Raw genomic sequence first — 23,464 nt, forward strand, 5'->3', positions numbered from 1 at the left:
AAATTAAGAGCCGAGCCGCTATCCTGTACAGATGTTGAAGATTTCCTGGAAATGCCTCGCACTCATCCTCGCGGTCGGCGCCGGAGCGGCGCCTCCCTCTCGGTCCGCGGAATTGGAAGGAGCCCAAAAGCTTACCTGCGTCAAGCAAGGCGAGTACCGCCGCGCGGCCAGCGGCCGCTGCGAAGGGACTTTGGAAGTGCAGATAGACCCCAAGAAGCTCCTCATCCTCAACGGGCCGGACGGCTGGCGCGCCGAGGCCTGGGTGGGCGGGATCGTGAGCGTGAAAGGGCCGGACTGCAACGAACTCGTCTCCAACGGCTCAGCCCGGGAATACCTGGAAGGAAACGCCAACGTCTACCGCGGCAAGCGGCTCATCAAGAACGTCCCGCTCAAAACCAACCGCTTCCGCGTGGTCGCCGGCCCCGCCTACGGCGGGAAGCTCTACCTGAAGAAAGGGGCGGTCCAGGCGTCGCTGAGCCTCGGGGAGTTGTCCAACTAACGTAGAAATAGGCGCAAGACCACCGGAATAAACTTTCAGGTGAAGTGTTGTATTCCGGCGAGCGGAACATCCTTCCCAAGCACGAGCTATGTAGTAGAAAAAAGTAGAATACATTCTTATGCGCTGGATGCCTGCGTATCCGGAGCGCCTGTTTATGCTCGCAGCCGCGCTTTGCTGCATTTTTCCGCCCGAGGAGAGCCGGGCGGCATCCGGGAATGAGCCGGACATCCCCTATCAAGTTAGCGGTTTCCAAAAGATTTTCTCACTACTGCCCATCTTCGCCGACAAGGTTTGGCATGAACATATTCCGTATGAAAACGTCCCAGTTCTCGTCTATGATCCCGCAAGCAGGGATGCTTATCTCATCAATCATCCCCGCCCCGGAAACTTCCAGCCCACCAGCTATACCGTCAATGGGAAGCCCATATACAAAGGACAAGTAGATCCCAAAGAGAGCCTGCCGGGTGCCCGGTGTTGCAGCATGATTGCAGGCATACCCACAGTCACATTCGCTTTCAGCCAAGAGCAATCCCTCCTTGATGGCATTCAGGCCTTTATTCATGAAGGTTTCCACTATTATCAAATGAGCGGCCCCTATCGCTCCGGCCATCACGACGAGATCGAAAAAATGAAGCGGACGTTCCTCCTGGGCATCCCTCGCACGGTCGAGTACGACAAGGATCTTGCGGCTGAATCCAAGATGCTTTTCGACCTGACCAACGACACCGCCGCTGCTAGGACAAACCCTAGCGGAATCCAAGAGCTTGCCGCAGTTGAGACAATGCGCAAGGCCAAGTTAAAACCGGAGATCAGCGCGGGCGAGGATTGGGAATTTCTCATCGAAGGATCGGCCGTTTTTGTCGAATTGCGCGGTCTTGAGTTGTTGCTTGAAGAAGCGCAGCGGCAGTCCGGGCAGAGCCATTTCGATTTCCCTCTGTCTACCGCAACTCTGATAGAGGATATCGAGAGGTATCGCCGCCATTATGGCCCCGCCATGCTCCGAAATCAGATTCATCTGAGCGGAATGGCGGGAGGAGAGATGACTTATCGTTACGGCCTCGCCATGATACGCGTACTGGAAGTCTTTGGCAAGAAAGACTGGTCTGATAGGCTCTTCCCCTTCCCAGACAATGGTGCGGATTTTAAGAACCACTTGAGAGCCAGGAGCTTGTTCAGAAAAATCCTGGAGACCGCGCAGCTCTCCAAGGCCCAGACGCGTCGCATGTATGGGGCCGTGCGAAAACGTCTTGTCTCTAAAGCCGATGAGGATTTCATCACGGAGAAGCTCCAGATCGAGAAACGCCTAGATGACTATCCTTTTTGCCAAGGCTGGACGTACGAGGTGGAGGCTGGCGGCTGGGTCAATACCTATTTTGACTTTCTTACCGGCACCATGCTCTCGGGCGCGAGCCCTTTTCCCGCCGCCTATCTCCAGGGTCTCTTCAAGCTTGAAACCCAGGACAAACGTCTTGTCGTTGAGAAAATTTCTATTCCCATCGTATCGAATATGGTCACCGGCACGATGCGGTTCAAGGATTGCGGCCGCGCCTTCGAAGATGCCGCCGTCGAATGTGCCGCGCGTAAAGGAGACGCCTGCGGCGCTCTCACGTTGAAGATCGCAGGCCTCACCTTAAAAGCGCACGATGCCGCCATCATCCATGATCGAAACGCTTCCAGGTCCCGCATAACATTCCTAAAAACTGACTTTCCAGGGCGCTAGCCGATGTACTCCCGGCGAATCAATATCCAGCATCGGCTGGTCTATCAGGTCATTGAGGGAAGAGGCACCGTGATGGGGGATATTGAGGAGGCACCACTCGCCGCTGCCGTTGCCCTGAATACGCCCGTTTAAAAGACCCAGGGCGGCCAGTGGTGCGCTCGCCAGGAATCGAACCTGGATATCAAGCTTCGCAGGCTTGCACACTATCCTTTGTGTTACGAGCGCGTGGAAAAAGATTATAGCAAATGAGGGAAACGACCCAGCAGCTCTTCCCAGAGCGGCTTGACCCGAGGCCAGGAGGACTTCTCGGCGAGCCCGCGGCCCTCTTGGGAAAGCCGGGCGGCAAGCTCGGGCTCGGCCAGAAGCCGGGCCGCGGCCTGGGCCAGGCCGCGGGCGTCGCCTCTCTCCACTAGAAGCCCGGTTTTCTCATGCTCCAGGAGATAGGCGATCCCCGGCGCCTTGGTGGCGACCACGGGCAGGCCGGAGGCGCAGGCCTCGAGGACGCTCACGGGGGTGTTGTCCACGCGGTTGGTGTTCAAGAAAATGTCGTGAGCCGTGAATTCCCTCCTTTTCGCCGCCGCGTTCAGGAATCCCGAGAAGCGCACGGAGCCCTCAAGACCCTTGGCGCGGACAAGTTCCTTAATGAAAGCCTCGCGTCCCTTGTCCTGCCCGGCCATGGTGAGGGTCGCCCCGGGATGAGTTTTTTTGAGGATCTCCAGGGCTTCCACGGCCAACTCGGGATGGTACAGCGGATGGAAGGTGCGCATCCAAAGCAAGGAGGGCTTGAGCTCGCGGCGCGGATGGAAACCATACTGGCCAAGTTCAAGAACATTGGGGATGACTTCCACGTCCAACCCCCAGTTTTTGAAGAACTCCGAAAGATACCGACTGGGAGCCAACAGGACGTCGGCGCGGCTTAGGACTTGCCGAACCCAGACGGGGTGCCTTTGGGCGAATTCAGGAAGGTTGCCGCCGTGGAGGGCCAAGATCAAGGGCTTGCCTAGGATACGTCCCGCGAGCAGGCTCATGAGGTCGGCCAGGACAAAGGCCGGCCCGCTGAACACCAGGAGGACGACGACGTCAACGTCCCGGCGCCAGCGCAGGAGGGAAATCCCCATGTCGAAGAGGCGCAGGAAGCGGTTGGGGATGCGCGAGGCGGCAAAAACGGAAAAGCCATCCCGCGACAGGAGCTCTTCCAGCACCTCGCCCTGGCTCGTGACCCAACCGGGGTTTGCCCCCAAGAGAGGCCCCAGGAGGCAGAGCCGCGCCGAAGCGACGCGCTTTTTCATGTCCATCATATGGTATCACGCTTTCGCGCAAGCCAGGCCACGGTCTCGATGTGATCCGTGTGGGGAAATAGATCCACGGATTCGACCCTCTCGATGGAGTAGAACCGGGTCAAGGCCCCGAGGTCGCGGGCCAAGGCCTCGGGGTTGCAGGAGACGTAAAAGAGAGACTCGGGCCGGCAGGAAAGCAAGACCTCGAGGGCCTTGGGATGAAGTCCGGCCCGGGGCGGGTCCAAGACCACGAGCTCGGGCCCAATGTCGAGCAAGGCGGCAAGCAAGACTTCCACCGCGCCGCAGTAAAATTGGGTGTTTTTGATCCCGTTGAGGCTTGCGTTGGCCCTGGCGTCCTCGATGGAGGAGGCTTGCAGCTCCGCTCCGGTCGCCTTTTGACAGAGGGAGGCCAAGGACAAGGCGATGCCCCCGCCTCCGCAGTAGAGGTCCAAAATCGCCTTGGGGCCGAGTTCCTTGGCCCAGGAGCGCAGAAGACCGTAGAGAAGCTCGGTTCCGCGCGTGTTGGTCTGGAAAAAGGAATGAGGAGAGACGCGGAAGCTCAATTTCTCCTCCGGGAAGCGCAGGCTCTCCGTGATCACGCCGGAACCCATCAAGATCTCCATGGAGTCGGACACCGCCGTGTCCGAGGATTTCCCATTGACCCCCCGCAGTATGGTCGTGGCGGGGTAGGCCTCGCTCACGGCCCGGGCGAAGGACTCTCCGGGAAAGGCGCCCGGGGCCGTGACCAGGAGGACCAGGCGCTCCCCGCTGTTCTTGGCCTCGCGGACCACCAGGTGGCGCAGAAATCCCGTGTGCCTGCGGCTATTATAAGGAAGAATCCCCTCCCGGCCGGCCCAACGCCTCACCGCCTCGAGCAGGGCCGGCGTCTCTGGAGAGAGGAGAAAGCATTCCCGCAAGTCCAGGATTTGATACCAGCGCCCCTTGGGCTTGAGCCCCAAATATAGGGAGGGCCCTCCCGGAATCGGCGGGTACACGTCGCCGAAGCTGAACTCCATCTTGTTGCGGTAGAACCAAGGATCGGGAGAGGGATGAATCCTGCCCGGCTTGGCGCCGACGGGCTCAAGGAGCAGGCTCACTTTCCCCAACTTGAGGGAGAGTTGATCCTCGTAGGAGAGATCCTGAAGGGAGCAGCCGCCGCAGGAGCCGAAATGCGAGCAGCGGGGCGGGCTCACGAAAACTTAAAGAAGCAGACGTCCCCATCCTTGACCACGTACTCCTTGCCCTCGGAGCGGATGAGGCCCTTGTCGCGCAGGACGGCTTCCTTAAGACGAGCGTCGATGTCCCGAAAGGAATAGACGTCGGCCCGGATGAAGCCCTTCTCGAAGTCGGTATGGATCACCCCCGCGGCCTGGGGCGCCTTGCAGCCGGCCGGGATGGTCCAGGCCCGGACCTCGTCCTCCCCCGCCGTGAAATAGCTGCACAGCCCCAAAAGTCTATACGAGGAGATGATGACTCGACAAAGTCCGGTTTCCTTGAGCCCGAGCTCCCCCATGAAGGCTTGCCTTTCCTCCGGCTCCAAGGCCGCGATCTCGGCCTCGAGCTTTGAGCACAAGGTCAGACTCTCGGCGCCGCGCTCGGCCGTGAACTTGCGGAAATCCTCGAGCACCGCGGGGTCCGGCTTCTCGTCGGTGTTTCCCACGTACAGGATGGGCTTGGCCGTGAGGAGGAAAAAATCCCGCAGGAGCTTGGGGTCGAGCCCCAATTGCCGGGCGGGCTTGCCCTCCTCGAGGCCCTTCTTGACCTTCTCGAGCACGCCCAAGACCTCGCGCGCCGCCTTGTCGCCGGACTTGGCCTTGCCGGAGACCTTCTCGAACTGTTTCTCGAGGCTGGCCAGATCCGCCAGGATGAGCTCCATCTCTATGATCTCGACGTCGCGCCGGGCGTCCACCGAGCCCATGGTGTGGACCACGTCGGGATCGCGGAAAAGCCGGACCATGTGCAGAATCGCGTCCACCTCGCGGATATGGGAAAGAAATTTGTTGCCCAGGCCCTCGCCGGAAGCCGCGCCCTTGACCAGGCCCGCGATGTCCACGAAGCGCACCATGGCCGGGGTCGTTTTCTTGGGATGGAAAAGTTCGGTCAAACGCCCCAGGCGCGCGTCCGGGACGGCCACGACCCCCACGTTGGGCTCGATGGTGGTGAAGGGGTAATTGGAGGCCGCGGCGTGGCCCGAGGTTAAGGCGTTGAAAATGGTGGATTTCCCGACATTGGGGAGTCCGACTATGCCTATCTCCATGTAGCGTGCCTCCTCCGCGAGGAGGCGCGCAGCGGAGGGAGCGCTTATAGTATAAAATTTTTAGTCCGTCTTTTTGGACCTGAAGGCCTAACCGGCCCTGGGCCCTTTGACAAGGCCTCCCTGCCCTTAGGTCCCACGCCGGATCACGCGGGTTTACATAGAATCAGTCCCATGAAAAATACACTCAAGAAGCTGTCTTCTTTGCTCCTGGCCTCTTCCCTTTTCGCCTCTTCCTTCGGAGCCCCCTCGGTTTGGGCCGAAGCGGCCAAAATCCCATCTCGGCCCGCAACCAAGATATCCTTGGCTCTGCCCACGGCCATGGTCGCTTATCACAGAACCCTCGCGATCCGAGTGGGCCGCGGGCAAACGCCCGCGGCCGGAAGAGCACCGACTCATACGCGCGCCCCGCTCCTAAACCGCCTGCGGCAGAGCGTTTCCCGCGGCGTCTCCGCCGTAACGAGGATTTTCGATACCGCCTCCCGGCGCGAGCCCGCCCTGGCGGGCTTCCTCGGCACGGGCTTCCGGCCGGGCCGGCCGCCTTTGTCCTTGCCCGACGGCCGGAGAACCGATCCGGCCCCCAAATCACCCAATCCCCGCACGGTTCCCACGGCCAGCTTCGATGAATTCCTGTCCGGGCCCTCCTGGAAGCCGGGGATTTTCGACGCGGCCCCCAAGGTCCTCGACGCAGACCCAAACGACCAAGACGCCATCGAGCAGGCCCTGCGCCGGCTCGTGGACTTGGACAAGGCGAAGTACGGCGTCGAGAGCAACCAGCTCGTCAAGGTGCACATCCACCGCGAGCCGGGCCGCGGCGATCAGGCGGACAACATCATCGCGCTGTTCGAGCAGGAGGGTCAGATAGTAACCGCCAGCGGCATGGCCCAAGGCGTGCCGGTGGACAATTCGCAGCTGGCCTTCGCCATGAAGGTGGAAAACGGCAGGGCCGTCGTCTACGCGACCGTCACCAACCTCTTCAAGAAAGTGAAGGTAAGCCCCAAGCAAGCAGGCAAAACCGCGCTGCAGGACGACAGACTCCTGTCCAAGGTCATCGCTTACCTCGGTCGCCCCCCCGAAGGGGGCGAGTGGAACCTGGAGGCCGCGGGGCATCGCATCATCCATTACCGGAAGGCCTGGAGGGCCGTTTCCCTCTACTACGCCCAGGGCCAGCCCTACCGCATCGCGGCCGATAGGCTCACCGGGGAGGTCTTCGTCTGGGACGGCCGCCAAGGAACGGACTCCCAGGACGCCAAGAGCGCCTCGGGCCGGATCATGGGAAAGGGCGTTGATTTGGAGACCACAGAAGAGTCCCAACCGCTCAAGACCAGCCCCATGCCCTACATCACCATCAACATCCCCGCCGACGCGGAGTCGAGCCTGGCCGGCAAGACCGTGACCACGGACAAGGACGGGCGCGTCAAGATAGACACCCGCGGAGAGAAACCGATCAAGGCTTGGGCCGAGCTTTCCGGCCCGAGCCTCAGCATCTTCGATCGAAGCGGGACCCAGCATGTCCGGATCGAGGTGGAATTGATTCCCGGAGAGGAGACCACGGCGGTCTTCAACGACGCGGGCACGGACGTGAGGCTCACGGGGATGGTAAACGTCTGGCTGGTGCACCACGACATCGCGGACTGGGTGCAGAAAAATGGAGCCAGCAACGACGAGAGGGTCAAGAGGGCGATCCGCGCCTACAACAACCTCCAGGACGCCTGCAACGCCCACTACACCATGGCCACCATCAACTTCTACGATGCCAGCGACGAATGCGTCAACACGGCCCTTCTCATCTCGGTGATCCGCCATGAGGACGGCCACAACTTCGACGATGCCCTGGGCGGGATCGGCAGGCTCAGCGAGGCCGTGGGCGACGTCGTCGCCATGTTCCGCAGCGGAGTCTTCATCCTGGGCAAGGGATTCTTCAAGAATGAAACTCCCAGCTGGGTGCGCAACGAAGAGGAAAGCAACAACAAGCAGTACCGCGGGCCCAACCAAGAGGTGCACGAGCTCGGGGAGATCACGGGAGCCATCGCCGTCAAGATCCTGAAGGCCATCGAGCGCTCCATGGGCGACGCCGCCAAGGCCGTGGCCTACACCGCCCCATTGCTCCTGCATGTCCTCCTCTATGCCAAGCCGCGGACCATCCCCCAGTTCGTCAATTTGGCACTGATCGCGGACCGGGACCAAAGCGGCAACGCCCCCAACACCCCGGCCATCATCGCCGCGGCCAAGGCCCACGGGGTCACGGCCCAAACCACGGTGACGGGGCTTGTCTCGCGTCTCATGCCCGTGAAGGTCAAGCCTACGGTCCGAAGCCTGTCCGTTGATGAGTCCTCACCCGCCGCCGAGGCCACGGCGAAGGCCACGTTCACCCTCAGGGCCGGGATACTCGTCCGCGGGCAGATCCGCAACGAGATCAGCAAGTACTGCGATTACTACAAGCTCAAGTACGACATCAAGGAATACCGGGATTGGCTCGGCTCGGACTTTCTGATCTCGGTCGAAGGGCCGCAGAGCCTCGTCCAGACCTTGGTCCACAGACTGCAGGCATTGAATTAAGCCGTCAAGACAAGTCCGTGAACTGTCGCCGGCGAAAGTTGGACTGAAAATATATATAAAGGCAGCAGTTTTTACAGATCAGGCCGCCTCACTCGTTCACGGCTTTACGATGAAGTACCTTTTCAAAAGCCTCGGTCGCGGGCTCACCAGTCTTTTCATCATTTTGGCAAGCCAAAAATTCGAAAAAGCCCGGGAACATGGAGATGACATCCTATTGACGCTTGTGCAACGGTCTGTTAGAATACCGCCCATGATGAAGAAAATTTCCTTGGCGGCGGCATTGGCGTTGATCGGGCAAAGCGTCTCGGCCACTGAGTGGCACGTATTCGGAGCCCGGGCGATGGGGATGGGGACGGCGGGCGTGGCCATGGGCCAGGGAGGCGTCGGCTCTTATTGGAACCCGGCCGGGCTAGGCCAGGTAGAAAACCCCTCGGGGCTTCAAGTCCCGGTGAGCGCCCACGCCGAGATCACCGGCACCATGATCGAGGGCGCCAACGACTTAAACCAGCTCGGCAAGGACTGTCAGGCGGGAGCGGCCACCTGCACCACGGCCAACATCAACGCGGCCTTGAACAAGTTCGCGGCCCCCGAGAGCGGCATCCGGGCCGACGTGGGGGTGGGCGCCAGCGTCAAGATCAAGAAAGTCGTGGTCTTCGTCAACAATTTCGCCTACGCCGGCGGCATCCCGGTGGCCGACACCGTCAACACCGGCGCCACGGCTCTTCTCCAGAACCAGAACAACTCGAAAATCATCCTGCGAGGGCTCTCCGTCACCGAGATCGGCGTGGGCTACGGGAGGGAAGTGCCCTTCCTCCCGGGACTTCTCATTGGAGCCAACCTCAAGGGCTTGGTGGGAAAGGCCGCCTACTACGATCTCTTCGTCCTGCGCACCGACGCCGGAACCTCGGGAGCCTTCAAGAATTTCCTGAGCGGCGCCAAGCAAAGCTTCCAGCCGGGCGTGGACGTGGGCGCCTTGTGGGACATGAACAAAACCTTCGCGGTCCTGCCCATGAGGCCTCGCGTCGGCATCACGGCCCACAACATCAATAATCCCAAGTTCACCCAGCCCGACCAGGCGAAAAACGCCGGAGAGAGGGACCACGTTTCCCTGCAGGGCAACGTGCGCGCCGGAGCCGCCATCAGCCCCCTCCACTTCTGGAACATCGCGGCCGACCTGGATCTCACGAGGAACCTCACGCCGGTCAATGGCGTCGCCTCCCGGAATTTCGGCCTCGGGACCGAGATCAACGTCTTCAACCGCTCCTGGCTCAACATCCCCCTGCGCGTGGGCATCACCAGGAACCTAGCCAACAGCGCGGCCAAGACCTCGCTTACGGGCGGCTTCGGGCTAAATTTCCTGCACGTCATCGTGGACCTGGGCGCTGCGGTGAGCCCCACCACGGTGACCGTTCAGAGCCAGGGCAGCTCCCAGAAATTCCCCAACAACGTGAGCGCGGCCGGCCAGGTCGCGATCATGTTCGGGGGAGCTTAAAACCGTCTAGTCCTTCGCCAGCTCCTGAATCGCCGCGGCCAGCTTCTCGACGAGCTTGGCCATCGCCTCGTAGTCCAGGCGCTCGTGGGTATCGGTCAACAGGTGGTAGTGGGGGTTGCGGTAAAACGCGGTGTCCGTCACCATGACGGCCGGCCAGCCCTGCTTCCAGAAATTACGGTGGTCCGAGAAATCCACCCCCGGCACGAAGGCCGGCAGGGAGGCGGCCTCGATGGGAAGGGCCGGCTTGCGCCTCAAAGAGCCCTTGAGGCGGGCCAGAAATTTTTTGGACCTGCGGTCGCCTATCAAGGAAATGAAGTTCCCGCGCTTGGGGTAGAAGTACTTTAGAAATGGCGGGTAGCTTTGGGATTCCCGCTCCCTGCGGTAATAGCCGATCATCTCGAGGCAAATCATGCCCTTGACTTCCACGCGGCCCGCTCTCAAGCGGGCCGCGACATGATGGCTTCCCATGTCCTCGGTCCCGTAGTAAGGCTCCTCCTCTGTCCCGAAAGCCGCGAACAGGATAGAGGCCTGCGGCCGGGCTTTCCTGAGCAGGCGCGAAAGCTCGAGAAGCCCGGCGACTCCGCTTGCGTTATCATCGGCCCCCGGCGTTCCCTCGGCCGAGTCATAATGGGCGCCGATCACCAAAATCGGAGCACCGGGCGCGCTTCCCTGGAGCAACGCCGTGATGTTGTGGTACGTCCGCTCCCCGGCCTCGTAGGCCTCGAGCTCGGGCTTGTAGCCGTAGGCCGCGAATTTCCCGCGCACGTAGTCTCGGGCCGCGGCGAGCGCCGCCGGGCGCGAGGCGTTGCGCTCCCCGATGCGGGAGGACAAAGTCACCACGTGGGCTCGAAGAAGCTCGGCCAAGGCTAAGGCGGTGAGCATGGTCAAAAGGGCTGGGAGTAGCGGCGCAGAAGCCACAGCGCCAAGCTCCCGAAAAATAGGTTGGCAATCCAAGCCGCCAGGCTCGGCGCCAAGGCCCCGGCCTGGCCCAAGGTCTTGCCGATCTCGATGAACCAAAGGTAGAAAAACGAGAGCGCCATGGCCGCGCAAAAACTGACGATCCGGGGGCTTTTGTGCAGGCGCAGGGCCAGGGGAATTCCCAGGGCGCAGATCACGATGTTGACGAAGGGATAGGCAAGCTTGCCGTGAGAGGCCACCTCGAGCTCGCGGGCCTCGACTCCGATGAGATTCATGTGCTTGCGGTAGCTGCGTATCTCGCGCAGGCTCATCTCGTCGGCATTGCGGGTCCTGGGAATGAGCTGGCGCGGCGGGATGGAAAGCCCCGAGGCCTTCTGCGCGAATCGGCTCTCGAGCGCGCCCCTCTGGGTGAACAGCCGCTCCACCCCGTCGTAAAAAACCCAGCGCCCGAGGCCCTCGTTCCACAAGGCCAGGCGCGCGTCGAGCTGGCTTTCCACGCCCTCGGCCCCTATTTTCTCGAGGAGGGGCCTCTCCAGGCTCCCGGCCTTGGGCAGGAACAGATGGGATTGAAGGAACAGCTCCGGCCCCCCCATGAGGGCGATGTCGTAGTACTTATCCCACTCCCACTCCGGGTGTATCCGGTCCCGCCAGATCTGGCGGGCCTTATGGTAGCAGGCCGGGAGCACGGTCTCCTGGGCCGCGAAGCTGAACAAAGTGACCAGACACGAGCACCACAGAATCGGCCGCCAGAAGTCTCGTATCTCGAAGCCGCTGGCCTGCACCGCCACCCATTCCCCGCTCTGGACGAAGCCCGTGATCGAGACCAAGGCCGCAAGAAGCGTGGCCATGGGAATCACCCGGATGGTCCAATAAGGCACCTCGAGCCAGAGGTACTCCAAGATTTCCCCCAGAGAGGCTTTGCTCGCCACGAGGTGGTTCATGTTGTCGAACATGTGGCCCAGGAAAATGAGGATGGAGAAAATCCCCAGCCCGTAAAAGAACGGTCGGAAAAAAGACTTTCCCATATAGAGCGTGAATATTCGCACGCGAGAGCTCACTGGGCGAGGCTCCTCTTGGCCATGAAGGCGCCCAGAGCCAGGCCCGCGGCATCGGCGATCCAGGGCCCGATCGCGGAGAAGCCGGCGTGCCGCCGCCCGAGCCCGATGCCCACGGCAAGGAGCCCGTAGAACGAAAACAGCACCACCAGGCTGAGGGCGAAGCCCAACCCCCGGCTGTGGCGCGTGAGCCTGAGCCCCAGAGGCACGGCGAGCCAAAAGAAGACGAAGGGGGAGAGCGCCGCGGCACTTCTCAGGCTGCGCTCGACGGCGTAGAGCCTGCGCTCGGCCGGGGGCGTCGCCGGATCGCGGGCCATGGCCTTAAGCCGCCGGGAGTTGAGCTCCTGGATGTCGGGCTTGCGGTCCGCGAGGAGCCCCCCGCTCCAGGGAACCTCCAAGCGGTAGCGAGAGAAAGTCCCGGAGGTGTATTTGTCGGGGTCGAGGTTTGGAAGCTGCAGGCGGCCGTCCTCCAGCTCCAAGGTCATGCCCTCGCCCTTCTCTATTTTGAAGCGGCCCCGGCGGGCCTCCACGCGCAGAGCACTCTGGGAAGCCTTGAGGCGCACCAGGTAGACTCCCTCAAGCCTCCCGGAGCCCTTCTCGACCGAGCGGGCGTAAAGCTTCCAAGGGCCCAGGCGGGTGAAGGCCCCCGGCTCGAGCTCCACGCGGGAGATCTGCTGGGCCGCCAAGGAATACTGGTTCCTGAAGGAATGGAAGCCCTCGGGGCTTGCCTTGTGGTTTAGGTAATAGAGAACTCCCGACAAGAGCATCCCGACCGCGAGGAAAGCGCGCGTCATGTCAAAGAAGGAGAATCCCGAGGCGCGCAGGGCCAGGACCTCCCCCCTCTCCGTGAATTGGCCCAAGGTCAATAGAAGGGCCACGAGGTAAGCCATGGGAATGGCCAGGCTAAGCACATAGGGAATCAGTCGCGTAAAGCACGCCGCGATCCAAATGGGGGAAATCCCCCGCATCACGGCCATGTTGAAAATCTTGAGGAAGTGGTTCATGAGGAGCACGCCCGAGAATATCCCGAGGCAGATCAGAAAAGAGGGCAGGAAGCTGCGCAGGAAATAGCGCGGCAGAATCGTGATCATCTCAAGCTCAACGCCAAGGCTCTGGGGATGGGGGCCAGGCGCAATTCCCGGAAATTGAGGGTGTAGCCCTCCCGCCATGGCTGGGCCTGGGCTTCTATGACCTCGTCCTTATCGAGAATCATGGGCCAAGTATACCAATACGGGTTGGCGCGCAGAAGCTCCCGCTTGTACACCGCGGGGTGGACTCGGAATCTATCGTCCAGGCTGCGCAGGAGGATCCAGCCCATTTCCTTGAAGCCAAGGTCCTTCTCGCAGCCGTCCTCGCAGCTGAGCGAAACCGAGACCAGATAGCTGCCGGCCTTGACCGCCAGGCGAGGCTCGAAGAATCTACGGCCCGGGGGCTCGAAACCGGAGGGCGAGTAGAACCCCGACAGGAGAAAGCAGCGCCTGCGAAAGAGGCCCAGGCTCCGGTTCATGAAAGCACCCTGCGTCCACTCGGCCTTGACCCGGTGGCCGGCACCCCCCAGGGCCTCCAGCAAGGCCTCCAGCCTCGGCATATCCTCCTCGCAGAGCGCCAGGTCATGCCCCCGGGCCAAGGCCAGCCGGAGGGACGATATGTCCTTGAAGCTCCAAAGGGATCGCTTCGCCAGGACCGGCAGGCAAGCCAAGCCATGGTAAGTCCTGGCGAATACGGACACGGGTCCGGACGCCGCGGCCTCCGGTATCTCCGATTGGCCGAGCCGGGGATGGATGAATCCGAAAACAGCCGAGAGCAAAACCGCGGCCCCGCCCCCGGCCAAAGCCAAGTCCTTCCCGCGGAGCAAAGCCCAAGCGGAGACTGCGGCGGCCGCGCAGGCAACAGCGGACGCTCCCCTGGCGAAGCCAAAACGCCAAGAAAAGCCCAGCAGGAGCGCTCCCATCGCGGCGAACAAGACCGCGGTCAGCCGCGCCGCCCAAAGACAGGGCCGGCGCCCCCAATCCCAGCGCCTCAAGAGCCAAACCATGAGGCCGGGGATCATGAAGAGGACGTAGCGCTCGGTCTTGGTTTTCTGGACGAGGAAGGGAAGCAAGGCCGCCGCGGTCCAGGTTAATATCCATTTATCCTCGGGCTCGATGGACCTTCCCCCCCGAATCGTGGACAAGAGAAGCAAGGTCCAGGGCAGAACCGCCCCCAGGCACATGAGGATAAATACCCCCAAGGGGATGTGGCCGCTCGTCAGGAATCTCACGGAGTACATCTCCCCCAGGAAAACCACGTCCCAGTACTGCTTCCCGTAGAGCCGGGCCATCTCGATATTCCAGGGAAGGGCCAAAGCCAAACATAACGCGGCCCCCCCGGCCGCCGGGGCGCCCATTTCCTTGAACAGCTTCCAGTCCCTTTGCCACAGGATCCAAAGACCCAAAGCCGGGAGGAGCACGGCGGGAGCCACCGGCCACTTGAGCATCATGGACAGGCCGCTCGCGGCCCCCGCGGCCCAAAGCCAACGGCCTTCCCTTTTGACCAAAGCCCGGGACAGGGCGTAGAAGGCCAGGATCATGAGGAAGCTCAAGGGCACGTCTATCAAGGCGATGCGCCCCGAACTAAAAAAACCGGCAGAGCTCACGGTCAGCAAGGCCGCGGCCAAGGCCCGGGAAGTCCCCAAGCCCAAAGTCCAGCCCAGCCACAAGGCGGCTACCGCGGCCCCGGCCGTGGAGAGGACCGCGGGCAGGCGCATGGCCCACAGCGAAACCCCGAAAAACTTGTAGGAGGCCAGGATCAGCCACCACATAAGAGGCGGCTTCAAAAGATGCGGCTCGCCATCGAGCCAAGGTGTCGCCCAATCGCCCCGCCCCAGCATTTCCAGGGGAATGGGCGCGGAATAGGCGTGTTCCATGTAGTGGGTAAAGGAGGAGGGGCTCCCGATCCCCGGCGCGAGAAGGACCAAAGAAAAAAGGCCGAGAGCCAAAGAGAGCAGGAGTTTTTCGCGGCGATTCGGGCCGATGGACGGCACCAATGGATTTTAGCATTTTGTATAATGGCGGCATGAACCTCGAAAAAACCCTGGAATACGCAAAACAAAACAAGGATAATTTCATCTCGGACCTCAAGGGGTTGGTGGCCATCCCCAGCGTGAGCTTCCCGGGCTTTGACGCGCGCACGCTCGAGGATAGTGCTGCGGCCGTGGCTGGCATCATGAAGTCGCGCGGGCTTGAAAACGTCGAGATCCTGCGCCTGCCCGACGCCCATCCCTACGTCTACGGCGATTGGCTCCACGCACCGGAAGCCCCGACCTTGCTTCTCTACGCCCACCACGACGTCCAACCCCCGGGGCGCGAGGAACTATGGAAATCCCCTCCCTTCGAGGCCAAGGAGCGCGACGGCAGGCTCTACGGCCGCGGCAGCGCCGACGATAAGGCCGGGGTCGTGGTGCACCTGAGCGCCATCGGCTCGTACTTGAAGACGGCGGGCGCGCTCCCGGTCAACGTCAAGGTCATCATCGAGGGCGAGGAGGAGATAGGCAGCGAGCATCTTGAAGCTTTCCTAAGCCGCTATCGAGAAAAACTCTCCGCCCATATCATGGTGCTGACCGACACCAGCAATTTCGACGTGGGCATCCCCTCCATCACCACCTCGCTTAGGGGCTTGGTCTCCATGGACGTCACCGTGCGCTCGGCCGACCATCCCCTGCACTCAGGCATGTGGGGAGGGCCGCTCGTGGACCCGGTCCAGGCTCTGGCCAAGATGATCGCCTCGGTGACCGACTCGCAAGGACGGCTCGCCGTGCCGGGAATACTCTCCCAGGTTCGCAAGCTCTCCAAGGCTGAGGAGAAAAGCCTCAAGTCCCTGCGCTATTCCGAGAAGGACTTCCGCAAGCAGTCTGGGGTCCTCTCTAAGACCACGGTCCTTAACGGCAAGGACCTCCTGCGCCAGATGTGGTTTAAGCCGTCATTCTCGGTCAACGCCATCCAGGCCTCCTCTCGCAAGGACTGTGCCAATATCATCAACGAGGCGGCCTGGTGCCACATGGGACTCCGGATCGTCGAGAAAATCCAGCCCAAGGACGCCCTGGCCCGGCTTAAAAAGCACCTGCTCCAGCACGCTCCCTGGGGCGTGAAAGTGGAATTTTCCAACGAGACCTTGGGCCCGGCCTGGAGCACCAATCCGGAAAGCCCGGTGTTCCAAGCCGCGGCCCAGGCCATGGCCAAGGGCTTCGGCCGCGAGGCCGCCTTCATCGGCTGCGGCGGCTCCATTCCCTTCGTGGGCCCTTTCTCCAAGGTTCTGGGAGGGGCGCCGGCCCTCCTCATCGGCGTCGAGGACCCCTACACCAACGCCCACAGCGAGAACGAGAGCCTGCACCTCGGGGATTTCCTGAACTCCATCCTCGGCACGATCCACCTCTACCGGGAGCTGGCTAATTCCCGTCCGATGGTTCGAGAATAGCGGGCATTTCCTCGATGCGGGAAGTCGCGAGGGTGGGAGTGGACTGGGAAAGCTTCGCCAGACTTTTCGTCTTCAGCGTCCTGCTTCTTGCTCCTCCGCTGATCGCCGCCGCGGCCCGCGGCGGATTTCTATGGTTCGCTGTTCCCGCCGGCATAGGCTTCGCCGTCGTGAACGGTTTGGCCGTCTATGGCTCAATCCAAAAATGGGAGTGGCTTGAGTGGAAAACTTGGAGCCGCTTCTACGGAATGGTCACGATCATAAGCGTGCTCGAGCTGCTTCTTTTCATCGCATTCGTCCAAGGAACATAGGAGACTTGAACTTTTTACCCCTCCAGTCGACCCTCGGGAGGAAATGCAGAGGCCCTGCATTTTTGACTCGAAAAATCTAGTCAAAAATACAGGACGCCGCGTGTTGCGCCCGGAGCGCCATGCGGACTACGGGACATCCAGCGCCGCCGCGGCCCTTGCCGAGGCTCACCTCGGTGAACTCCGACTTAAAGGACGCGTTGAAGCCCTGCCTCCTGTCGGGCATGACCCGAATCTGCTCTTCCGTGGCCTCGGACTCCGCAGCCGGCAGGACGGACTTATCCACCAAAACTTCCCGGGAAATTTCTGTGGATAACTTCAGGGCTCCTGACCCGTGGCTAAAATCGATGGAACAAATCCTGTTCGCGCAAGAAATACAACCTCCCAGAGGAGCACGAGTCCCAGAATATAACACGTGATCGGGACGAACTCAAGATATCTCTCAGTTGTCTCGTTAAAGAAGGGCGCTAGGCACACCAAAATGTAGTTCCACGCAGAATGGAATCCGATACAGACCAGAAGGCTTCCTGTCCGCCAGCGAATGAGCGCTAGAAGCATCCCGATTAGGAAAAGCATGCCCGCGTAGACGGGGGGATGGAGCACTTCTAGGTGGACGGCGGCAAACACAGCAGAGGAAAGCGGTACCATTAGAAAGGGTACCCATTTGCCCGAAAAGGCTCCCAGATAGAGGCCACGGTAATGGAGCTCCTCATAAGCAGCCGAGATAGGCACGAAAATCAGGTAAGCTGCCGCCGGAAAAAGCCCGTAGCCAGATCTCCGCAGGTTCTCCATGTTTAAACTGATGTGCACTTGGCCTGCAAACACGGCACAGGCAAGGGATATGGCGGTCACAAGAGCGCCATACCGGACACCCCGCAGGAATTCATTCATAAACCTCTGCTTATCACAGAACACAATGCCTAAATCTGTCACAGGCTTACGGATAATGAACTTCCAGCTCAGAAATATGGCCAGGAACATGATTGGAAAGAGGTCTGGGTATTTTAATCCCGCATGGAGCCACCGGAAATAGGCGAAGTAGACCGCGTGGACAAATGCGATAGCAAAAGCTGGAGGGAGTAACCGGCGAAGAATGTCAATGAGACAGTTCATGCTGCCAATAAAATAAATCCGGACTCGTAGCGCAGACGTAGCTGGGTCCCGGGATACCTGGTCTCGGTCTCGTTAAGTGCCTCGCACAGGTGCGCCACGGCAGCATTGCTTCGCGGATTGGCCAGTCCATTAAGGAGCACCCTCAGCACACCCGCCTGCTTGTCCGGCAAGACATCGGCCGGAGCCCGCAGAATCTCGCGTACCAGGGCCCGCCCTTCCTCCTCCGTGCGCGCATACGCTTCGTCGTCGGAACGCGCCGGCGGCCGCTAGTAGACGTTGACAAGCTCGACGCGGGCCGACTTCTTCTTGCCGTCGCGGAAGGTGCGCAAAATGATGCTGTCGCCCACCTTGTAGTTCTCGAGGGCGCCGTAGAGGTCGTCGTAGTTGCGCACGGGCTTGCCGTCGATGCCCACGATGACGTCGCCGGCGCGCACGCCGGCCCGCGCCGCCGGGGAATCCTGCCGCACGTGGCGGACGACCACGCCGTCTATGTCCCCGAAGAACTGGTATTTCTCCCGGTCCGTGAAGACGATGACGCCGATTCCGGGCTGGACCACCCGCCCGTTCTTTATGAGCTCGGGCACGATCTTGCGGATAAGGCTCACGGGCACCGCGAAGCCGATGCCGGAGCTCGAGCCGCTGCGGCTGAATATCATGGTGTTCATGCCGATGAGCTCGCCGCCGGAGTCCAGGAGGGGCCCGCCCGAATTGCCGGGGTTGATGGCCGCGTCGGTCTGGATCATGTCGTGGATGGTCACACCCCCGATACCGACGACCTCCCGCCCCAAGGCGCTCACGATGCCCTTGGTCACGGTGTTGTCGAGCCCGAAGGGATTGCCGATGGCGATGGCCTGCTGGCCCACTTGGAGAGTCTCGGATTGCCCGAGCTTGACGGGCTTCAAGGCGGGCACGGGCTTCTTGAGCGCGACGAGCTTCAAGACCGCGATGTCCTTGCGCGGCTCGACCCCCACCGGCTTGGCCGCAAATTGAGTCTGGTCCTTCAGGGTCACCAGGAATTCGTCGCCGTTCTGGACCACGTGAAAATTGGTCACGATGTGCCCCTCGCGGTCCCAGATGAAGCCCGAGCCGCTTCCCTGCGGGATGGCGAACTCGTCCATGAAGATGTTCTGGCCGATGGCGATGTTGGTGACGAAGACCACGGAGGGCGAGGCTTCCTTGACCACGTTGATGGTATTGAGCTCATCGGGCAAAAGCGCGGCTACTGGAGCGAGGAAAGCCCGGGACAGAGCGAAAGCCAGCGCCAATCCTGCAGTCATAGGCTAATTTTATATAAAATTTCCCTCCAGCGTTACATGACTGCTCCACGATGTCTTGCCTGCGGCTCCTCGAATTCCTCCAAGGAATTCGACTCCATGGAGCCGGGCTTCTCGATCAGAAGCTGCTCGAACTGCGACCTTGGCTTCACCTGGCCGCCGGTTCCCGAGGCCGAGATAGGCTCCTGGTATCCCGAGACCTACTACGGCAAGGAAAACGTCCGCTTCAACGCGATCTTCGAGCGCATGACCCACCTCTTCCAGCGCCGCCGGGCCAAGGTCCTGCGCGCCAGGACCTCCCCCGGCCCGGTCCTGGACGTGGGCTGCGGCCGGGGGTTCCTACTGGGCTACCTGCGGGGCCTCGGCTACGAGCCGCACGGCATCGAGCTCTCCGAAACCGCGGCCTGGCACGCCAAGCGCCGCCTCGGGCTTGCCGTCGAGATTGGCGATTTCCTGGGCTCGGCCCACCCCGATGGAAGGTTCAAGGCCGTTGTTTTCTGGCACACCCTTGAGCATTTCCCGAGGCCCGCCGCGGCGCTGGCCAAGGCCGCCCGGCTTCTCGAGCCCGGTGGGCTTTTGGCCGTGGCCGTCCCCAACCGGGAAAGTCTCCAAGCCCGTCTTTTCGGAAAGAACTGGTTTCACCTGGACGTTCCGCGCCATTACACGCATTTCGCAAGCCGCTCCTTGGAGGCCCTGCTTTCCCGCCACGGCTTAAGAATAGTCAAGCTCGACCATTTCTGCTTCGAGCAGAACCCCTACGGCTGGCTCCAGAGCTTCTACAACCTGCTGGGCTTCGACTTCAATTTCCTCTACGCCCTCCTCAAGAACCGCAGCGCGCGCACCATCCGCATCCGCCGGCACCCCTTCCAGGCCCTGGGGACCTTGGCCTTATTGCCGTTGCTCCTGCCCTTGAGCCTTTTCATGACCGTGGCCGAGGCGGCCCTGCGCCGGGGCGGCACCATCGAGGTCTACGCGGTCAAGCGATGAGACGCCTGCGCTGGCCCCTCATCCTCCTGGCTTCCGTTCTTCCCCATCTCTACGGGCTCTTTTCTCCGCCCCTGGATTACCATTACCACCGCCAGGTCAACACCGCCGCCATCGCGCGCAACTACCACCGCAACGGGCTTGATTTCTTCAATCCGCAAATAGACTGGGAAGGCGATTACCGGGGCCGCGCCGCCACGGAGTTCCCCCTCTACATGTGGCTGACCGGCCTCTTGTGGGGCCTGGGCGGGATCGGCGACGTCTGGGGCAGGATACTGTCCGTCCTATTTTCCGCCTTGACCGCGATCTACTTATACGAATTCCTGAAAGGAGAGCTGGAAGAGGAGGCCGCTTTCTACGGGAGCCTCCTTTTCTGCTTCATCCCGCTCGAGGTCTACTTCGGCCGCACCATACAGCCAGAGGCCCTGGCCCTCCTGGCGAGCATGGCCGCCCTCTACCATTGGAGCCGCTATTTGAAGGAAGGTGCCGCCTCTCAATGGATAACCGCCTCGTTCTCCGCGTTTATCGCCATCTCCCACAAACTCCCCTACCTCTATATCCTGGGGCCGCTGGCGGGCCTGGCTTGGGCTCAAGGAGGGCTCAAGGCCTTCCGGCGGCCGAGCCTGTGGCTGGCCCCGGCCGCGGCGTTGGGCGCCACCGCGTTTTGGTACCGCTTCGCCAGCCGCGGCGTGTACGTGGTTCCCTCCCATCCCGGAGAATTTTGGCAAATCCTGGAATACGGGAGGCTCGCCTACTTCGTGCAGTTTCAATTCCTCTCGCGCTTCCCCGAGCTCACCGCGACCTACGGCGGGACCTTCCTCCTGTTGTTGGGAGGAAAGGAGTTGATTTTTAAGAGAAAGAAACTCTTCTTTGGAGTCTGGCTTGCCTGCCTGGCGCTATATATAGTCGCCGGAGGCGGCTACACCTTCCACCATGAATACACCTCGCTGCCCTTCGCCCTCGTCAACGCCGCGCTGATGGGCCATGGTCTCTGGCAGATCAAGCGAAAGCGGGCGTGGGCCTGGCTTTGCCTTCTCGCCCTCTCGGTCCCGGTCCACTCGGCCCTGCGCATCAAGCACTGGTACCGCGTGGGGTCTCCCTTCCTTCTGAACGCCGGGAAGACCGCCCGGGAAGTAAGCTCCCCCCAAGACTTATTCCTCTGCAATGAGAGGGCGTCCTCGGTTTATCTCTACTACCTAGACCGCAGGGGCTGGTCCTGGGACTTGCGCGAAACCGGCGAGTCGGAGATAGGCCGCGTCGAGGACAAGATCCGCAAGGGCGCCAAGTTCTTCGCCACGGCCAAGGACGGGGTTTTCGCGGACCGGGACGGGTTCTACGCGCGCTGGTTCTACGCGCGCTTCCCCGTCGTCCACGATGGAGAGGGTCTGCTGGTCTTCAAGCTACGGGATTGAGAGCCGGCCCGAGGCCGCGGTGAGTCCCGGGACTCCTAGCGCGAAGGGAGTCTCGGGGCTAGGCTCCAGAGGCAACGAGAAACTCCTCAAAAGAGGGAAGGCCGCTAAAGGGATAGGAGTCGCTCCAAGCCGAGCCCGAATAAGCTCCGCCACAAAGACTTGCCCGGGAAGGGCTAGAGCCAGCTCCGCCGAGAAAGACACGTGATTGAATAAGCCCGCCAAGCGCACCGTCCGGTCCAAGTCCAAGCGCTCGAGCTTGAGCCCTTGAATGCGGCGCTCCAGGAAAGCCTTGAGCGCGCCTCCTTGGACCTCGACTGAGACGATCTTGAGCCTCCCCATCTTGAGGAACCGGACGTCGTCAGTGAGGCCCGGCCCTTCCCCGGCCGGGACCAGGAGCACATCCTGGAGCTCGACCGAGAGGCGCCCGAGCTCCAAGCCGTGCAGGAAAGCCTTCCCCGCTGAAATTCTCACCCAGGAATAGGCCGCGGCCTCGGGTTCCCAAGGCCCGAACTCGATCCTCAAATCCTCGGCCTCGAGGGCGCTGGAGGCGTAATACTGGAACCGGAAGCCTTTCTCCCGGAAGGGAGGCAAGGAGGGCCGCCGCCTCTGATAGAGAACGGCCGAGCTTGCGTCCGGCAAAGGCCAGCTCTTGACCTCCTTGTAAGCCCGGGAAAACCAGCCGTCTTTCCTTAAAATGGTCTGCGAGGCCTCGGGAAGGCCGGAGATGACCTCGGACGGGCCGAGCTCCCCGGTCTTGAGTACCACGAACTCGGAGAACTCGCACAAGCGCTTGTTGACCCCGCGGATATTGACCCGGGACAGCTTCAGATTCTTGGCCATCCAAGTGAAATTAGGCCCGTTGAAGTAAGGCGAGTTGGCGACCACGGTCAGGTTGGATATGGGCGAACCCGACTCTCTGAGGCGAGACGCTTCCATTAGGACGTCGGCGATTCGCCAATCCTCCCCGCGGGGAGGCTGGCTGGGAAGGACGACCAGGGACGCCAACGGCATGGGAATGACGATCCTCGAGATCCACCCCGCGCCGAAATTGGCGGCCGAGAAAAACTGGAAGGCCGCCAGGGACCAAACCACTGGCTTGGGCCAGGCCGACACGAGGGCCACGCTCAAGGCCGGAAGCCCGGGCACGAGAAAGCGCATTTGCCGGTTGGGCACGAGGCTCCAGAAAACATAGGAACAGCCGGCCCAAGCCGGGAAGAGCCAGGCCTTGCGCCATTGCCGCGGATACTGGGCCGTGAAAATCCCGGATAGGCCCAAGACCCAAAAGAAGGGACCGAGCCCATCGGCCATGAGCCTGAAATACCTCAGGAAAGCCCAGGACTGCCAGAAGGGCACTCCGAAATCCCGGGAAGCGCCCACCAGACGCGGCAGAAGCACCGGGGCGTGCGCCCAATACCAGGGGAAGGGGATGGAGACCGCAAGCGCCGCCGCGGCCGCGGCCTTGGGGCGGCTCTGGCGCTCGCCCAAGCCCTTGGCCAAGGGATAGAGGGCGGGAATGAGATAGCTGAAAAAGCTCCATTTGTGAAGCATCCCGGCCGCGCAGAGAAGCCCGAAGGCCAAGGAGGCTCCCCAGTTCTTGAAGTCATCGCAGCGCACCAGCGCCCAATAGGCGGCGGCGGCGCAAGCGGCCACGGCCAAGTCGGCAAGCTGGGTGAGCAGCAATTCCTGAACGGCGGGAGAGCAGGCGAAGATCAGAGCCGCGGCCAGGGCGGTCAAATCGGGCCGGAATTCATAGGCGACGGCAAAAAGCGACAGGCAGAGAAGGGCCAAATAGAACCAATTGACCCACAGGGCCGCGCCCGCGGGATTTTCTCCCCCAGAAGCGGCCGTCAGCGCCAGGTGGTACAGGGGAGGAAAGGGGGGCATCCCGGGCTTGGGCGGCAGGAGGAACGCCCCGGCCCAGCGGCCCGTTTTCAAGGCGTCCCGGTAATCCAGGGCAATCTCCAGGTGTATGGCCTGGTCCCAGGAAGGCGGCCGGGTCTCGGCGCGGATGTAGTGCTTGAGCTCCAAAGCCTGCAGGGCGAGAAAAACGCAAAGCCCGATCAACCCCAGAGCCAAGGCTTTGCGCTCGGAGGTTGTCTGCTCCATCCATGAGAATTAAAGGAAATTAACGGGAGCCAGCATATATATTT

At 61.6% G+C, this 23,464-nt stretch carries 19 protein-coding genes and 1 tRNA gene; 8 read left to right on the forward strand and 12 right to left on the reverse strand.

The genetic code is table 11. From position 1 onward, the window contains the following. Positions 1-31 precede the first annotated feature (31 nt). Together HY921_02980 and HY921_02985 are read left to right on the forward strand one after the other, a co-directional pair. The gene (locus HY921_02980; GenBank protein ID MBI5629832.1) at positions 32-499 is read left to right on the forward strand and encodes a hypothetical protein; all 468 of its coding nucleotides are present in this window, start codon (positions 32-34) and stop codon (positions 497-499) included. A gap of 118 nt (positions 500-617) precedes the next feature. Further along, on the forward strand, positions 618-2,219 hold the full coding sequence (locus HY921_02985) for a hypothetical protein (protein MBI5629833.1): 1,602 nt from the start codon (positions 618-620) through the stop codon (positions 2,217-2,219). A gap of 150 nt (positions 2,220-2,369) precedes the next feature. Here HY921_02985 and HY921_02990 read toward each other — a convergent pair. The 4 genes from HY921_02990 to ychF form a co-directional block, all read right to left on the reverse strand. Beyond that, a tRNA-Arg gene (locus HY921_02990) sits at positions 2,370-2,444 on the reverse strand. 11 nt (positions 2,445-2,455) lie between these two features. Next, on the reverse strand, positions 2,456-3,508 hold the full coding sequence (locus HY921_02995; protein MBI5629834.1) for a glycosyltransferase family 4 protein: 1,053 nt from the start codon (positions 3,506-3,508) through the stop codon (positions 2,456-2,458). 5 nt (positions 3,509-3,513) lie between these two features. Beyond that, the gene (gene rlmD / locus HY921_03000; GenBank protein MBI5629835.1) at positions 3,514-4,689 is read right to left on the reverse strand and encodes a 23S rRNA (uracil(1939)-C(5))-methyltransferase RlmD; all 1,176 of its coding nucleotides are present in this window, start codon (positions 4,687-4,689) and stop codon (positions 3,514-3,516) included. Then, the gene (ychF, locus tag HY921_03005; GenBank protein MBI5629836.1) at positions 4,686-5,753 is read right to left on the reverse strand and encodes a redox-regulated ATPase YchF; all 1,068 of its coding nucleotides are present in this window, start codon (positions 5,751-5,753) and stop codon (positions 4,686-4,688) included. The genes rlmD and ychF overlap by 4 nt, the downstream gene beginning before the upstream one ends. Positions 5,754-5,924: 171 nt before the next feature. Here ychF and HY921_03010 point away from each other — a divergent pair, with 171 nt between their 5' ends. Together HY921_03010 and traF are read left to right on the forward strand one after the other, a co-directional pair. After that, a complete protein-coding gene (locus tag HY921_03010) occupies positions 5,925-8,309 on the forward strand; it encodes a hypothetical protein (protein ID MBI5629837.1) in 2,385 nt (794 codons plus the stop codon). A gap of 250 nt (positions 8,310-8,559) precedes the next feature. Further along, the gene (gene traF, locus HY921_03015) at positions 8,560-9,801 is read left to right on the forward strand and encodes a conjugal transfer protein TraF (protein ID MBI5629838.1); all 1,242 of its coding nucleotides are present in this window, start codon (positions 8,560-8,562) and stop codon (positions 9,799-9,801) included. A gap of 6 nt (positions 9,802-9,807) precedes the next feature. Here traF and HY921_03020 read toward each other — a convergent pair whose 3' ends face one another. From HY921_03020 to HY921_03035, 4 genes are read right to left on the reverse strand one after another with little or no spacing between them, the layout of a single operon-like run. Further along, positions 9,808-10,683 (reverse strand): M28 family peptidase, encoded by an 876-nt coding sequence (locus HY921_03020; GenBank protein ID MBI5629839.1) that lies wholly within the window; start codon positions 10,681-10,683, stop codon positions 9,808-9,810. 2 nt (positions 10,684-10,685) lie between these two features. Then, complete coding sequence (locus HY921_03025) at positions 10,686-11,777, reverse strand: LptF/LptG family permease (GenBank protein MBI5629840.1); 1,092 nt, start codon at positions 11,775-11,777, stop codon at positions 10,686-10,688. Further along, positions 11,774-12,865 carry an LptF/LptG family permease gene (locus HY921_03030; GenBank protein ID MBI5629841.1) on the reverse strand — a complete coding sequence of 364 codons (1,092 nt, stop codon included), beginning with the start codon at positions 12,863-12,865 and terminating at the stop codon, positions 11,774-11,776. Before HY921_03030 ends, HY921_03025 begins: the two co-directional genes overlap by 4 nt. Continuing rightward, entirely contained in the window at positions 12,862-14,796 is a 1,935-nt protein-coding gene (locus HY921_03035) for a glycosyltransferase family 39 protein (protein ID MBI5629842.1), read from the reverse strand. Before HY921_03035 ends, HY921_03030 begins: the two co-directional genes overlap by 4 nt. A gap of 32 nt (positions 14,797-14,828) precedes the next feature. Here HY921_03035 and HY921_03040 point away from each other — a divergent pair, with 32 nt between their 5' ends. Both HY921_03040 and HY921_03045 read left to right on the forward strand, forming a co-directional pair. Further along, a complete protein-coding gene (locus HY921_03040) occupies positions 14,829-16,226 on the forward strand; it encodes a M20/M25/M40 family metallo-hydrolase (protein MBI5629843.1) in 1,398 nt (465 codons plus the stop codon). Positions 16,227-16,240: 14 nt separating this feature from the next. Next, on the forward strand, positions 16,241-16,534 hold the full coding sequence (locus tag HY921_03045; protein MBI5629844.1) for a hypothetical protein: 294 nt from the start codon (positions 16,241-16,243) through the stop codon (positions 16,532-16,534). 76 nt (positions 16,535-16,610) lie between these two features. On the opposite strand, the gene HY921_03050 is transcribed toward HY921_03045, so the two are convergent. From HY921_03050 to HY921_03060, 3 genes are all read right to left on the reverse strand, one after another. Then, on the reverse strand, positions 16,611-16,817 hold the full coding sequence (locus tag HY921_03050; GenBank protein ID MBI5629845.1) for a hypothetical protein: 207 nt from the start codon (positions 16,815-16,817) through the stop codon (positions 16,611-16,613). A gap of 32 nt (positions 16,818-16,849) precedes the next feature. After that, positions 16,850-17,644 carry a CPBP family intramembrane metalloprotease gene (locus HY921_03055; GenBank protein MBI5629846.1) on the reverse strand — a complete coding sequence of 265 codons (795 nt, stop codon included), beginning with the start codon at positions 17,642-17,644 and terminating at the stop codon, positions 16,850-16,852. A 266-nt stretch (positions 17,645-17,910) separates the two neighbouring features. Next, positions 17,911-18,921 carry a trypsin-like peptidase domain-containing protein gene (locus HY921_03060; GenBank protein MBI5629847.1) on the reverse strand — a complete coding sequence of 337 codons (1,011 nt, stop codon included), beginning with the start codon at positions 18,919-18,921 and terminating at the stop codon, positions 17,911-17,913. A 36-nt stretch (positions 18,922-18,957) separates the two neighbouring features. Here HY921_03060 and HY921_03065 point away from each other — a divergent pair, with 36 nt between their 5' ends. After that, a complete protein-coding gene (locus tag HY921_03065) occupies positions 18,958-19,905 on the forward strand; it encodes a class I SAM-dependent methyltransferase (protein ID MBI5629848.1) in 948 nt (315 codons plus the stop codon). Beyond that, complete coding sequence (locus tag HY921_03070; protein ID MBI5629849.1) at positions 19,902-21,314, forward strand: glycosyltransferase family 39 protein; 1,413 nt, start codon at positions 19,902-19,904, stop codon at positions 21,312-21,314. Before HY921_03065 ends, HY921_03070 begins: the two co-directional genes overlap by 4 nt. On the opposite strand, the gene HY921_03075 is transcribed toward HY921_03070, so the two are convergent. Then, entirely contained in the window at positions 21,303-23,420 is a 2,118-nt protein-coding gene (locus tag HY921_03075; GenBank protein MBI5629850.1) for a glycosyltransferase family 39 protein, read from the reverse strand. The genes HY921_03070 and HY921_03075 overlap by 12 nt on opposite strands. Between the last annotated feature and the right edge of the window lie 44 nt (positions 23,421-23,464).

The organism is Elusimicrobiota bacterium, from assembly GCA_016218575.1.
Classification (GTDB): domain Bacteria; phylum Elusimicrobiota; class Elusimicrobia; order UBA1565; family UBA9628; genus JACRDN01.

Bases quoted from the DNA above. Each gene is read 5' to 3' on its own strand.
- HY921_02980 (MBI5629832.1), top strand. From the start codon at position 32: ATGTTGAAGATTTCCTGGAAATGCCTCGCACTCATCCTCGCGGTCGGC.
- HY921_02985 (MBI5629833.1), top strand. From the start codon at position 618: ATGCGCTGGATGCCTGCGTATCCGGAGCGCCTGTTTATGCTCGCAGCC.
- HY921_02995 (MBI5629834.1), bottom strand. From the start codon at position 3,508: ATGAAAAAGCGCGTCGCTTCGGCGCGGCTCTGCCTCCTGGGGCCTCTC.
- ychF (MBI5629836.1), bottom strand. From the start codon at position 5,753: ATGGAGATAGGCATAGTCGGACTCCCCAATGTCGGGAAATCCACCATT.
- HY921_03010 (MBI5629837.1), top strand. From the start codon at position 5,925: ATGAAAAATACACTCAAGAAGCTGTCTTCTTTGCTCCTGGCCTCTTCC.
- traF (MBI5629838.1), top strand. From the start codon at position 8,560: ATGATGAAGAAAATTTCCTTGGCGGCGGCATTGGCGTTGATCGGGCAA.
- HY921_03020 (MBI5629839.1), bottom strand. From the start codon at position 10,683: ATGCTCACCGCCTTAGCCTTGGCCGAGCTTCTTCGAGCCCACGTGGTG.
- HY921_03030 (MBI5629841.1), bottom strand. From the start codon at position 12,865: ATGATCACGATTCTGCCGCGCTATTTCCTGCGCAGCTTCCTGCCCTCT.
- HY921_03040 (MBI5629843.1), top strand. From the start codon at position 14,829: ATGAACCTCGAAAAAACCCTGGAATACGCAAAACAAAACAAGGATAAT.
- HY921_03045 (MBI5629844.1), top strand. From the start codon at position 16,241: ATGCGGGAAGTCGCGAGGGTGGGAGTGGACTGGGAAAGCTTCGCCAGA.
- HY921_03055 (MBI5629846.1), bottom strand. From the start codon at position 17,644: ATGAACTGTCTCATTGACATTCTTCGCCGGTTACTCCCTCCAGCTTTT.
- HY921_03060 (MBI5629847.1), bottom strand. From the start codon at position 18,921: ATGACTGCAGGATTGGCGCTGGCTTTCGCTCTGTCCCGGGCTTTCCTC.
- HY921_03065 (MBI5629848.1), top strand. From the start codon at position 18,958: ATGACTGCTCCACGATGTCTTGCCTGCGGCTCCTCGAATTCCTCCAAG.
- HY921_03070 (MBI5629849.1), top strand. From the start codon at position 19,902: ATGAGACGCCTGCGCTGGCCCCTCATCCTCCTGGCTTCCGTTCTTCCC.
- HY921_03075 (MBI5629850.1), bottom strand. From the start codon at position 23,420: ATGGAGCAGACAACCTCCGAGCGCAAAGCCTTGGCTCTGGGGTTGATC.